The organism is Niallia sp. WK069_GA_01 (genome assembly GCF_983173855.1).
In genome coordinates, this window is record NZ_OZ470138.1 from 4,848,699 (window position 1) to 4,862,005 (window position 13,307).

Genomic DNA, 13,307 nt, shown 5'->3' on the forward strand with positions numbered 1-13,307 from the left:
TATATTCTTTATGTGTTATGAATAGCTTTTGTTTCTTCCTTCGTTTTTCCAATAATAAATGTTAGCGGCAGTAAAATAAGGCTAAGCAACATTAACAACATAAATACATATCCATTATTATTTGTTGCATCACGGATGATTCCAGATATTATAGGCAGAGTTCCACCTAAGATATATCCTCCTGCTTGCATCATTGCCGTCCATGCACTTGCATCTTCTGCCGTATCTGTCTCATTTAATGGAAACATTAAGGATAATGGGAAAAGTCCTCCTATCCCGATGCCAATTAGAATGGAAGGAAGCCAAGGAGTGGTTAAAGAGAATGCCATAAGGAATAAACCGATAAAGGTAGCTAAAATACTAACAAATAAAAACATATTTCTTCCTTGTAAATAATCTACTATAATAGGAACAATAAAGCTGCATGTCATTTGAATAAAGGAAAAAACCGTAATAAGCGTACCTGCCTCCTTAATAGTAAAACCACTATTTTGAGCTGCTGGAGCAAGCCAAGTAGTAGCAGAATAAAAAATACCTGACTGAATACCAAAAAAGATGGTAATGGCCCATGCCTTTTTTGTTTTTAATGGCAGCTTCACTAAAGTAGTGCTGCCCTTCGACGTCGTCTTTTTCACTCCCTTAATTATGGCAGACCAACAAAATAATGCGAATATTGCTACTCCTCCCCAAATAGCGAGAGCAAGATTCCATGAATTAAAAGCATGCTGAAATTGCACGGTTAATCCAGCACTTACAGATGCACCTAACCCCATACCAACTGAATAAATACCAATCATTAAGCCAATTTTTGATGGAAATTGCTTTTTGATAAACCCCGATAACAGTGGACCTGCAAGTGCAATGCCGATGCCAATTAATAAGGAAGTTAAAAGGAGAAGCCAAGTGAAATAAGCAACACCTCTTATAAAAGTTGCCGTCCCTATTAATAAAATACACCCTGCAATCGCCTTTTCTGTTCCCCATTTTCTTGTCACATAGCCCGTAAATAAAGCAAATACTCCCATGCACAAAACTGGGATTGATGTTAAAAAGCTGACAGTGAAATTGCTTAATTGCAAATCATGACGAATCGTTTCTAATACAGGAGAAATAGAGGTAATTCCTATTCTCAAGTTTAAAGAAACAGCAAAAAAAGCTACTATATATATAAATATGTCCTTCTTTTGTTTCAATGTTTATACACTTCTTTCTATTAATAGCTTCTAAGGGTTGTTCAAAAAGTTCGGTAAAAGTGACATGTTGATGAACTTAACAAGGCTAACATCAACCATTAAATCTTCCCATAATAATAGTATTATAGTATTTACCGTCTGAGAGAATTTTGTCTTTTTTTAATATACCTTCTATTTCAAATCCAAATTTCTGATAAAGTTCAATGGCTTTAGTATTCGTTTCTAAAACATTTAAGGTGATTTTTTTAATGTCGTTGGAATCAGAGTCTGCCCAAGAGATAGATTCTCTCAATAGATTTCCTCCTATACCGTATCCCCAATATTCTTTTAATATGCAAATTCCAAATTCTACTTTATGAGAAAATCTATTCAAGCTATTTCCTTCACATCTTGAAAACCCTACAATCTTTTCATTAACTACCGCTACTAAAAATAAATTCCTGCTATTTTCGGTATCTGTTTTAATAATCCGTTCAAAACCAGGAATATCTATGAAAGCTTCCCCTTTTTCTCTATCTAAATTTTCCGTTTCTCCATCAATCTGCAGTCTTATTTGCGATAAATCTTTTGCATCCATTTTCATTGCAGTTCTGATTATAAGCTTATGCTCATTCACAAAACATTCCTGTTTAATCTTCTTCATCACATACTCCTTTCCTTTATATTAAGCGGATGAAACACACGAGAAATCTGAAGTTCCCTTATAGAAGGAAGCTAGTTCTCCCTTGCTAAATATACATTTACTTCTGATAACCTTAGTCTATCATAGGTTGCAACCGTTTCGAATAAACATCTATTTCATTTAGAATATTTTCTATAAGAATGTTGTTTTTAGGTAGGTGTTGTCATAACGTGAAAACGTTAGAGTCGGCTAAAAAAGGATTTTCGGAAGCTTATAATGAAAAATTAGAAGAAAATGATAACAATCTGTTCTATTTTTTCCATATTAGATTATACTATTGGGCAGAGGTGAAAAAAATGTACAAATTATTATCGCATAATGATTTAGATGGCATCGGTTGTGGAATTTTAGCCAAACTCGCTTTTGGGGAAAAGGTGGAAGTTCGTTATAATTCTATTTCCAGTTTAAATCAAGAAGTAGAAAAGTTCCTTCAACAGGACGGAGAGCATCCTTTTTTATTCATAACAGATTTATCTGTTAACGAAGAAAATACGAAAAGATTAGATACCTTTTATAAAAAAGGCGGCAAGGTACAATTAATTGATCACCATAAAACAGCGTTTCATTTAAATGATCATGAATGGGGCTATGTATCGGTGGAAGATGCTGAAGGAAAGTTAACATCAGCTACTTCTTTATTATACGAATATCTTGTTCAGCATGAACATCTTTCTCCAACGGATAGTATTTCTGAGTTTGTGGAACTCGTCAGACAATATGACACTTGGGAATGGGAAAAAAATAACAATCAACAAGCCAAAAAATTAAATGCTCTCTTCTTCCTTATCTCGATGGGAGAATTTGAGGAAAAAATGATAACTAGACTTCAGAATAATGATCATTTCTTTTTTGATGATCTTGAAGGAAAAATATTGGAAATGGAAGACAATAAAATTGAAAGGTATATTCGCCGCAAAAGACGGGAACTTGTTCAGGCAAAAATCGATGGATACTTTGCAGGTATTGTCTATGCGGAATCTTATCATTCCGAACTTGGTAATGAACTCGGCAAAGATTATCCTCATTTAGATTATATCGCAATCCTTAATATTGGCGGAAAAAGAATGGGTTTCCGTACCATTCATGATCATGTTGATGTTTCCAAGGTTGCCGGGCATTACGGCGGCGGCGGGCACGCTAAAGCATCTGGCTGTTCCTTAACTCCAGAAGCATACAAAAAATTTGTAACAGATACATTCCCGCTTGATTCATTAAGAGAGGATGCTCGAAAAAACACATTCAATATTAAGGAATCTCCTTTAGGTTCTTTATATGAAAATAAAGGGGAAGAGACCTTCTTTCTTTATCCTTTAACGAATAAAGAATGGGCAATTGATTATAAAAGGCAACAGCTTCCTGAAACATTCTCTTCCTTCACAGAAGGAGAAAGCTTCATTAAAAGAAATTATGCTGCATGGCTGGCAAGAGATTATAAATTTACAAGCTATTTAATTTCCTATGTAAAAAATAAAAAATAGTATGAATGCTTTTCAACCCAACTACATGTTCTGATGGGATAGAAAACTACCTTACACAGGTGATTTTTCTTATTAATAGCACCGATTTCGCTATCAAATTAACATTAAAAATGAAGTTGGGACATAAGTATTCCAGCCGAAAATAAACCCGAACAATGATACGAAGATGTAAAAAATATTTCGTATCATTGTTCGGGTTATTTATTCTTGTAAAAAAGAAGGTTTGTGGATATCACCCGCAGCCTGAATACACTTCGCTTTCCGTGGGGCTCGGCTTTAGCCGCTTCGGCCCCTTGGCCTGCAGGGTCTCAGCTGTCTCGCTAATCCCACCGGAGTCTTCGTGTATTCAGGCTGCTCCATTTTCCAATCTATTTCATTTTTTTCTTGGTAAAAGAATTGGTTTTTTGAAAATAGTCTTTAAAAATGAAATGGAACAACATAGTTTTTATACTTAACTATATTAAATAAATAAATAAATAACCAGTTTAGGGAAGTAACCATTTAAATACTACATTAGAGCTTGTTCATCTTTACCTATTATCTATTTAGTTATGTCTCAGCCTCATTTTATGATTTATTTTCAATAAAATCGTTTAGAGAAAAGGATGGTAAAACAGAAAATAACCTATTAAAGTGACAACGATTATGGTTACTAAATAAATCAGTTTATTATTTACTTTTTTATAGAACCAATAGCCTACTATTATTAAACTAATGGAATCAAAAATGACTTGAAACAAAAAGGTATGGTTGTTATATAAATAGATAATAACGCCAATTGTTTCCGCAGCTAATCCGCTTACTGGAAGTGCGTACAAAAAGTTACTCATTTTGTTCTCTTTGTTCCAAAAATAAAGTACATAACTAATAGCACTACATACTAAGGCAAAAACATTATACAGTATAAACAGATTCCATTGAATTCCTTCATTGTAAAACATAGGAACGAACAAGCCAAATAGATATTTCAAAAAGTAAAAACTAAAATTCATACCGAATAGGTACAATAGAACATTAATAGCAGCATTTTTATTTGAAGAACTATAATATATAATTAATGTCACTGTTAGCATCCAAAAGCCAAATAAAGTGGCTATTGAGCTAAAACTCCATAAGTCATCATTTGGGGAAAAATCAGATAATCTAGTTATAATACCCCCAACTAATCCAAATCCAACATAAAGTAAGTAAGATTTAAAATGGACTTGGATACCTTTGTTATGTACTTCTAATGCCATTCAAACTCTCCTTCTTGATATGTAGTAAAATTACAAACAATTTACTATTTCTTTTATAAATTATTTTAACACAATTTTCCATTATCCATTTTTAAAAAATAAGTTCGCTTCATATGAAGCGAACTACCTCAGATAAATTATATCCTTTAAATCAAACTTTTCATCTATAATTCCCAATCATTGTGCAGGCGTCTCCATTATTCTGTTAGATTTAAAGAAGAAATAAATCCATATACGAATTATGCCTCCCATTTGATTGTGATTTAATGTTTTCTCCTCATCAACCGAACCCGTTACTTTTCAACAGCCGTCTCTATTATTAAAAGTTAATCATCGCTCCTCTTTCATCAAAAACAGAGGATGGATTCCAAGCCACTTCCCATACATTATTTTCAGGATCAGCAAAGTAGGCAGTACGCCCACCCCAAAAAGCCTCACTTGGTTCTCTTAATACTTTTCCTCCAATTAATTTTACTTCCTCTATAACAGCATCTACTTGTTCAGATGTATCCACATTAATTGCCAACGTTATATTTTTATATCCTGTTTTCGGTGAAGCGAACTCAACTCCAGCATCTTTCTCTAGTTCTTCTAAAGGAAAAAGCGTCAGCATCACTCCAGCGGTTTTGAAAACCGCATATTGATCAGAACTGATTTCTGTTTCTTCCCATCCTAACTTCCGATAAAATTCGCGCAATAAAGGCAATTGAACTGCCCCTAATGTGATTAAAGATATTCTTTGTGGAATCATCAACTTTCCTCCTGATAAAATTTTTTTTAGTTGCTTGGTAATACACCCTTTCAAGTTATCATAAAAGGGTATAAATAATTTATTATTCTATCTAATCATCTTGATTCCCCGTTATTTTTTTAAGAAATTCTAGTTTACTTTTTGCATTATCACTTGTAATTATATCAACATCACTATCAATATTCTGAATTACTTTCTCCCCATTTATGGCCTTCCAAGCATTTACTGCACTAATATAGCCCATATCATAAGGATTTTGAGAAATAGTAGATTTCAAGATGCCCTTTTCAATTAATTGGACCATTTTTATAATGCCATCTGCTCCAACAACAGGTATATTTATTTTTTTTTCTTGGAGAATCTTCATTACTTCAAGAGCCATAATATCGTCTGTTGCAAATATTCCCTTTAATTTAGGATTCTTTTGCAAAACGCTTGTAAGCATTGGTCTTATTTCAGTCAATTCGGATTGCTCCCTAATTATTGTCTGAACACCAGCATCTGTTAACGTTTCATTTGCTCCATCGATTCGATCTCTGCCGACATGATCAATAGATTTCCAGCCTAAAAGTAATATTTCATCATTCGGTTGTACCATAGATGACAATAACTCCCCTGCTTTTACACCTAATGTACTATTATTTGTGCCGATAAAAGAAGTCTTATCGAATTCTTCCATATCTGTATCAACAAGTAACACAGGAATATTTTCACTATTATACTCCTTTAATATAGATATGGAAGCCTCGGGGTTCTCTGGTGAAAATATTAACGCATCCGGTTTTTCCTCTAATACTCGCTTTAATATAGTTAGCTGCATTTCCTTCGTATTGTCCGTAGCCAATATGCTTCCCTCTATACCATAGTGATCAAAGGCATTTTGGAAACCAGTAATCATCATTTTCCAGTAATCTGGTTTTGTCGCTTTTAAAACTACCATTATTTTTGGTTTTTTTTCATACTTTTCTTTTATCATATAACCTAATATTCCACTAGAAAAAACGATACACACCATTAGGATGAGCCATTTTTTTCTCAATTAATAATCTCCTATCCTCGATATTTGTAATTATACTATTTTAAAATAAATAGAAAAGGTTGTTCCTTTATTACTTGAATTGATTTTAATTGTTGCTTGATGACGATCTGCAATGCTATAGCAGACAGCTAATCCTAACCCTGTTCCATTTTCCTTCGTTGTAAAGAAAGGTGTTCCCAACTTTTCTAAAATCTCTTCCTTAATTCCTTCTCCACTGTCTTTGATTTGTAAAACAACATGTTCATCTTGCTCATATGTTTTTATAAGAAGAAGACCTTCATGAATCATAGATTCAAGTCCGTTTAATGCAATATTTAACAAAAGCTGACGAATTTCTTTTTCATCTAAGTAAAGCATTGGACATGTTTCTAATTCCAGCACCACTCTTTTTCCAGCTAAAAGGGCTTCTGCATTTAAGAGTGGGAAGATAATTTCAATAATTCCATTAAGCGAATGGTATTTTTTATCGCTTGTCTTGTTTTTCGCTAACGTTAAAAATTCTTTTATGATTTTATTTGCCCTATCTAATTCATCGATCATTAAATCCATATGGTCCACTGTTAGCATCTGCTTATCCATCTTTCCCATTTGCAAAAAACCGTGCACCGTTGTCATTGGGTTTCGAATTTCATGAGCAATCCCTGCCGCCATTTCCCCTACTAAATTTAACTGATCCAATTTATACATTTCTTTTTCCATAAGTGTTCTTTCTGTAATATCATTTAATACAAGGAGCACACAATTTCTATTTTCAATCATTATTGTTTCTGTGGACAATAAGGCATCTCTTATTAAGCCGGATTTCGTATGATAGGTTACTTTCTTATTATTCATTGGAGTATTCCATTCATACTCTGTAACGCTTACATATTGCCCATTTTCTTTCTCTTTAAAGATTCTTCCTGAATGATCATCGCCTTTCCACTCCTCCATTTCATACCCCATGCTATTTATCCAATTATTATTGACGGCAATAAATCTTCCTTCTTGTATCGAGCGAATGGCCATTAAACATGGGCTTGCCTCAAAAATCTGCCGAAAGCGTCCTTCAGATAATAGCAGATCGTCCATTACCTTGTTCCGCTCTTCCATTTCCTGTTTTAACTTCTTATTAACCAATAATAAGTCCCTTGTTCTCTCTTCCACTACTTGTTCTAATTTATCTATTTGCAGCTTTCTGATCTGCTCTATTTCTTTACGTTCTGTAATATCACGAATGGTGCATACAAAAATATGATATTTCTCTAACATAACATCACCGATATGAATATCTGCCGGAAACACGCTATCATCTTTTCGTTTTACAACACCTTCACTAATTTTTCCAATACAATGAAAGAAAGAATCCATCATAGAAGTCGTTTTCTTTTCGTCCTTTCCAATTGAACACAGAAGAGAATCTATCTGTTTTCCTATTAATTCTGCTTCGGTATAGCCTAGTATTTTCTCCCCCATTGGATTAACAGATAATATAATACCATCTTCATTAAACGTAATAATAATATCCAGCAATGTATCTTGTATAACCTTTGTTAGTGCCTCTTGTTTAGATAAATCTAATTTTGTAAGATTCAGCTCTAAATTTATCTTTTCTCTTTCGAGGGTGCGATTCTTTTCCATCTCTTTAAGATTTTCTGTATGACGTTCGTATATACTTACAAATTGTTCAACCTTATTCTTTAGTACCTCTGGATTAAATGGCTTTACAATATAATCAATTGCTCCTACTTCATACCCTTCGATAATATGGTTTATGTCGTTACTTATCGCCGTAAGGAAAATAATTGGAATATCCATTGATCGCTTTCGTTTTTTTATCAACTTTGCTGTTTCAAAACCGCTTAATCCTGGCATTTGTACATCAAGAAGGATTACCGCAAAATCGTGTTGCAAGATACATTTTAATGCGTCTTCTCCTGTTTTTGCACTGACTAAATGATATTTCGGAGAACTCAATACCGCTTTTAACGCAATCAGGTTTTCTTGAAGATCATCTACCATTAAAATATTTATGGCCTCTGGTCTTTTCGGTTCATTTGATTTCACAGTATTTTTTTTCTTAAGAATTATATTCTTCATAATGTCCGGCATATTCTGTAAACCGGACCTCCTCTCTCTTGCCCAATCCAAGAAAACCTGATGGAATGAAGCGATTTTATAATAGACCCATAACCTCGAATTTGCAGCAGCTAAATTAAAAACATACACGGCTTCGGCTTTTCTTCAGTTGACGCCATTCAAAAAAGAAAACACCTAACTTCTATACAGCCATACTTGTATTAAAGAATATAGCTGCTCTAAGTTTATTGGTTTTCTTATATAATCAGATGCACCAGCGTCTATACATTGTTCTCGATTATGCTTCATTGCTTTAGCAGTCAAGGCAATAATTGGAATACTTTGAAACTTTGGCATACTTCTGATTTTTGATATCGCCTCCAATCCATCCATTTCCGGCATCATAATATCCATTAAGACAAGATCTATATCATCATGTTCTATTAATTTCGCAATTCCTTCTTTTCCATTCTCTGCGAATAATACGTCTATCTCATACTCTTCTAATGCCGCCGTTAATGAGAAAATATTTCTCATGTCATCATCAACTATTAAAATTTTCTTTCCCTTAAAGGAGGATTCGCTTTGTAAATCTGTTCTACCAACATTTAAACTTTTCTTTCCATCAATCACGTTCTCTTGACCTGTTGCAGATCTTCTTTCTAACAAAACGGGATTCTCTATTTTCTTTTTTTGCTTATATGGCAAATAAAGTGTAAAGGAACTTCCTACTCCTACCTCACTTTTCAGCCTAATTTTGCCCCCCAACAAGCTAGAGATCTGTTTACTTATCGAAAGACCTAGGCCAGTCCCTCCATATTTACGGCTAGTTGTTCCATCTGCTTGATGAAAAGCTTCAAATATAAGCTCTTGTTTATCCAGTGCAATGCCTATTCCAGTATCTGAAACAGTAAACAAGATTACTGAATCTTCATGTAACAATGGGCCAGATTCAAACTTGGATTCCGTTTCAAGTTGTATAAATAATTTCACGCTCCCCTTATTTGTAAATTTAAAGGCGTTAGCTAATAAATTGGTTAAAATCTGTTTTAAGCGATGTACATCTGTGTATATGGATAGTGGTAAATCTTCACTTGCAATCACTTTAAAATGAAGGCCTTTTTTATCAGCCAAGTGTTGAAAATATTTTTCTGCAAATATGCGAATATCTTCAAGCATTACATCCTCTTCCACAATATCCATTTTCCCTGTTTCTATCTTTGCCAAATCTAAAATTTCATTTATTACATGCAGCAAGTCATTGCCTGATGTGTTTATTGTCTGCAAGTATTCTAATTGCGTTGCTGTTAAGTTATCATTCCTCTTTTCTACTAACATCTGTGCAAGTATCAACATACTATTAAGTGGTGTACGAAGTTCATGAGACATATTTGCGAGAAATTCTGTTTTATATTGAGAACTAATGACAAGTTGCTGTGCCTTTTCTTCTAATATCACGCTAAGTTTTTTCAACTCTTCATTTTTTTGCTCAGAGGATTTATATTGTGCTTCCAATTCTTCATTGATCGCTATCAGTTCTTCTTGTTGTACTTGCAGCTCTTCTGACTGGCTCTGCAGTTCTTCTGTGAGCATCTGTGAATCTTCTAGCAATCTTTTCACCTGCATCCGATTCTTCATACTATTGATGGCTATTCCTAAATGTCCAATTACAGTAATTAGTAACTTTTGCTGCATAGGACTGAATAATTTAAGAGAAGCAAACTCTATTACCGCAAGCACTTCTCCTTCATATTCGATTGGCAGAATATAAATATTTTTAGGCATGGATTCTCCTACGCCTGTCTCTATTTTCACATAATCATTGGGAATCTTTGTTATATATATTGGCTTATTATCTAAAGCACATTGCCCTACTAGCTTTTCTCCAAGTAAAAAGCTTTGTTTTCCTTTTTTGTTTATAAATCCATATGAAGCAATTTCATCTAAAGTCTGCTGTTCTTCCAGACCTGCTTTGATATAGAATACTCCATACTGTGCCTCGATTGCTGGGGCAATATGGGCAATAAATAAATTTGCCAACGACTTAAAGTCATCAGCGCATGGATAAGTAGACGTAATATCTGCAATTTTTGAATCAAGCCAGCTCTGTTCCTCTGCTTTTTTCTTTAGCACCGCTTCATGCTTTGAATGCTCTTCTAATGCTAATGCCATTTCATTATAGGCTTCCGCAATTTTCCCTATTTCATCTTTTGCCGTTACTAGTATTCTCGGGAATTGCGTTCCATGATGATAGGCAACACTTGACATGACAGAAGATACCCGATTAAGATTTTGGGTTATTCCTTTTATAATCCAGACTGCTATGGCCACACTAATGAAAATTCCTATAAAAACATAAATATAAATCATTTTCACTGCCATCGTATATGTTTCTTTTGTACGGAAAAGTTCATCCTTCATTTCTTGTTCCTGTAACGTATATAGTAGATTAATAATTTGTAATAGCCGTTCCTTTTCTTGATTAGCAGAAATATTGGAAGAATCCAATTCACTATTCTCATCTCTTTGATACTCTGTTACAATTTCTTCAGCTCCGAGGAGTAAACTTTGATAAAAAAATGTGAAAGATGTTAAAGTAACTTATTCACATGTAAAAATTTACCATTGTCATTTTCGTCCTTTTTACCAAAAAAGACAAGCCAATTTCGTCATTTCCATTGTGAAATTGTGGATAACTACTTTTCTCTTTCCCAACACCACATCCTTTTGTTATAATTATGGCACTAGGTAAATCTAATTTGCATTGGTTTTCCCAGTTGTACTATATCCTCGTTTGTTAGTGTTTGCCCGCGCAAGGCTTCTAACAGTCGCGAGGATATTTCTTTTACCGTTTTTTTGACGCGCTTCAATGCTTTCGACCCTTGCTCATGAAGCACCATTATGATTTCTGTAATCTGGGCCAATAAATAATGATTTTTCATGGCATTGTAATTTTTACTGCTTGCGTGTTGAATGTGATAGCGTAGGTTTTTTTGTCTGTTAAATCCCTCGTTTTCTATTTTCCAACGGCTTCGTCCAGTGTTAACGAGCCTTTTGGCATTCTTTTTTGTGATTTTTATGTTGGTAAGGAAAAGAAACTTTTGTTTTCCCTTTTTCGTCTCCATTTCGTATTCCAGCACACTTTGTTGATGTTCCCTATAAACAATTCCGTTCACCCAAGTAATTCTTCCTTGTTGGCTATCTTCATTTATATTCAAGACATTGTCTTCCATATTTTTTAATACCTGAAACTCACTGGCAATACTTTTGATGCGATCTTCCTTGAATCGAAATAAATAGTTCCACTTATATTTCTTGCATTGGTTAAAGACCTTTTCACACGCATAAAGACTATCGGCAATGATACAGATGGGCAGCCGTTTGAATGTGTCTTTAAGTCTTGTAGCCAATCGATAAAAAGCATTTAGTTCACAATCTTGTTTCTCCACGTCTTCCGATTCATTTTCAATAAATTCTGAGTCAACACTCAGCACCATATCTCCAACAACCAATTTAGCTTCTAGGACGTGATGCATATAGATGGTCTTTGTTTTTTCTTCACCCGTTTCCTTATCCTTTTCCTTGTAATTTCGTCTCAAGCAGTGGTCACAATGCTTTTCATTAAACGTGAAAATGCCTGTACCATCAATGATAACGCCCCAATATTTCCCCTCAATCCGATAAGAATCAAAGCACCTCTTTTTCAATAATTCTTTGATCATGTACGTTCGGATATGTTCAAGTTCTGCTGGTTTCAACCGAGAAAGAAAATTATTGATTGTGTCATAGTGGGGTAATTCTTCCAAATGTTCAATCCCTAAAATTTTTCCTATATTTTCAATGCACTCGTCCTTGTTGAATTCATTCGTCATTTCACGCATGCTTTTTAGATTACAGGTGTTTTTTAAAATAACCATCATCAAAAGGACTTCTGGGTCATAAATGGTATAGCCCTGGTGTCTTGGATCCTTTACTTTTTTAAGCAACTTATTAAAATCTTTAAAAAAGTGTTTCTGCGTTTTCAGAAACTCGAATAAAAAGTTTATCCCTTTTTCTTTATCACGTTTGTCTTTTCTAGTTATCATAAAAAAAATCCTCCCAAATATCAATATAATAGGGTTTTGTATATCCTAATTATCCTATATTTGGCGAGTGTTAGGTGGAATTATCTCGAAAAACTTTTACTCTTCAGAGCTGCAATTTCTTGTCCATTTTGTTCAAAAGTCTTATAAATGGTGAAAAATTTCATGAGCAATTCTTGAGATTGTTTTCGCTTATCCATTTCTTTAAGCATTTCAATGGATGAATTTATAATTATTTTTGATTCTTCCCAATCATTTAATGTATTGGCTACTATTTTTGAAGATGGGTTAGTTGATATTTCAATTACTTCTCTGCTCATATTATTCACTTCATTTTTTATTGTGGCAGTAATTTTGATTCTTTCTGATAACTCATTTACAAGAACATGCATATTATCATTTTGTTGTTTCAACATGTTCATCAGTATCGCTATAAGAATCATGAGTAAAATAAAAATGATTCCTAGGCCACCATAGAGCTTTGTTCGAAATTTCATTTATCCCGCCCTTCCATCCTTTGAAGATGCTAATTATTAAAACTTTTGAATAAGAATAGTAGTTTTGACTTATTAATCAACGTATTACTTTTCCAAGTTCGAACTTTTTAGAAGATGGTTCAGTAAGATTGTCTTATCAAAATTATATTACAAGAAATACTATTCATACAATATTATGTTAATAAATGAAGCAACAATAACTGTGTTATTTTAAGCTACCCTGAAAAGTTGCTTTCGCTCTTTCAATGAGTCCTCAGCAGGTATACACTTTGCTATCTTCTGAGCATGC

At 33.8% G+C, this 13,307-nt stretch carries 10 protein-coding genes; 1 reads left to right on the forward strand and 9 read right to left on the reverse strand.

Annotation, left to right across the window (positions count from 1 at the left end; genetic code table 11):
• Window positions 1–8 precede the first annotated feature (8 nt).
• Window positions 9–1,193 carry an MFS transporter gene (locus AC5LWL_RS22545; RefSeq protein WP_493436382.1) on the reverse strand — a complete coding sequence of 395 codons (1,185 nt, stop codon included), beginning with the start codon at window positions 1,191–1,193 and terminating at the stop codon, window positions 9–11.
• Between the two features lie 91 nt (window positions 1,194–1,284).
• A complete protein-coding gene (locus AC5LWL_RS22550; protein WP_493436383.1) occupies window positions 1,285–1,836 on the reverse strand; it encodes a GNAT family N-acetyltransferase in 552 nt (183 codons plus the stop codon).
• A gap of 335 nt (window positions 1,837–2,171) precedes the next feature.
• Here AC5LWL_RS22550 and AC5LWL_RS22555 point away from each other — a divergent pair, with 335 nt between their 5' ends.
• Window positions 2,172–3,353, forward strand: a complete 1,182-nt coding sequence (locus tag AC5LWL_RS22555; RefSeq protein ID WP_493436691.1) for a DHH family phosphoesterase — start codon at window positions 2,172–2,174, stop codon at window positions 3,351–3,353.
• Between the two features lie 593 nt (window positions 3,354–3,946).
• Here the strand turns inward: AC5LWL_RS22555 and AC5LWL_RS22560 are convergent.
• The 7 genes from AC5LWL_RS22560 to AC5LWL_RS22590 all read right to left on the reverse strand — a co-directional run bounded on the left by AC5LWL_RS22560 (window position 3,947) and on the right by AC5LWL_RS22590 (window position 13,018).
• Window positions 3,947–4,591 carry a hypothetical protein gene (locus AC5LWL_RS22560; RefSeq protein WP_493436384.1) on the reverse strand — a complete coding sequence of 215 codons (645 nt, stop codon included), beginning with the start codon at window positions 4,589–4,591 and terminating at the stop codon, window positions 3,947–3,949.
• Between the two features lie 319 nt (window positions 4,592–4,910).
• Complete coding sequence (locus AC5LWL_RS22565; RefSeq protein ID WP_493436385.1) at window positions 4,911–5,342, reverse strand: VOC family protein; 432 nt, start codon at window positions 5,340–5,342, stop codon at window positions 4,911–4,913.
• 91 nt (window positions 5,343–5,433) lie between these two features.
• Window positions 5,434–6,381 carry a sugar ABC transporter substrate-binding protein gene (locus tag AC5LWL_RS22570; protein WP_493436386.1) on the reverse strand — a complete coding sequence of 316 codons (948 nt, stop codon included), beginning with the start codon at window positions 6,379–6,381 and terminating at the stop codon, window positions 5,434–5,436.
• 30 nt (window positions 6,382–6,411) lie between these two features.
• Window positions 6,412–8,460 (reverse strand): PAS domain S-box protein, encoded by a 2,049-nt coding sequence (locus AC5LWL_RS22575; protein WP_493436387.1) that lies wholly within the window; start codon window positions 8,458–8,460, stop codon window positions 6,412–6,414.
• 174 nt (window positions 8,461–8,634) lie between these two features.
• The gene (locus tag AC5LWL_RS22580; protein ID WP_493436388.1) at window positions 8,635–10,947 is read right to left on the reverse strand and encodes a response regulator; all 2,313 of its coding nucleotides are present in this window, start codon (window positions 10,945–10,947) and stop codon (window positions 8,635–8,637) included.
• Window positions 10,948–11,183: 236 nt separating this feature from the next.
• Complete coding sequence (locus AC5LWL_RS22585) at window positions 11,184–12,524, reverse strand: transposase family protein (protein WP_493432582.1); 1,341 nt, start codon at window positions 12,522–12,524, stop codon at window positions 11,184–11,186.
• Between the two features lie 80 nt (window positions 12,525–12,604).
• Complete coding sequence (locus tag AC5LWL_RS22590) at window positions 12,605–13,018, reverse strand: hypothetical protein (RefSeq protein WP_493436389.1); 414 nt, start codon at window positions 13,016–13,018, stop codon at window positions 12,605–12,607.
• Between the last annotated feature and the right edge of the window lie 289 nt (window positions 13,019–13,307).

What these genes read in the sequence shown, in the direction of transcription:
- AC5LWL_RS22590 (WP_493436389.1), bottom strand. Translation starts at nt 13,018, where the DNA reads ATGAAATTTCGAACAAAGCTCTATGGTGGCCTAGGAATCATTTTTATT.
- AC5LWL_RS22585 (WP_493432582.1), bottom strand. Translation starts at nt 12,524, where the DNA reads ATGATAACTAGAAAAGACAAACGTGATAAAGAAAAAGGGATAAACTTT.
- AC5LWL_RS22575 (WP_493436387.1), bottom strand. Translation starts at nt 8,460, where the DNA reads ATGAAGAATATAATTCTTAAGAAAAAAAATACTGTGAAATCAAATGAA.
- AC5LWL_RS22555 (WP_493436691.1), top strand. Translation starts at nt 2,172, where the DNA reads ATGTACAAATTATTATCGCATAATGATTTAGATGGCATCGGTTGTGGA.
- AC5LWL_RS22550 (WP_493436383.1), bottom strand. Translation starts at nt 1,836, where the DNA reads ATGAAGAAGATTAAACAGGAATGTTTTGTGAATGAGCATAAGCTTATA.
- AC5LWL_RS22560 (WP_493436384.1), bottom strand. Translation starts at nt 4,591, where the DNA reads ATGGCATTAGAAGTACATAACAAAGGTATCCAAGTCCATTTTAAATCT.
- AC5LWL_RS22565 (WP_493436385.1), bottom strand. Translation starts at nt 5,342, where the DNA reads ATGATTCCACAAAGAATATCTTTAATCACATTAGGGGCAGTTCAATTG.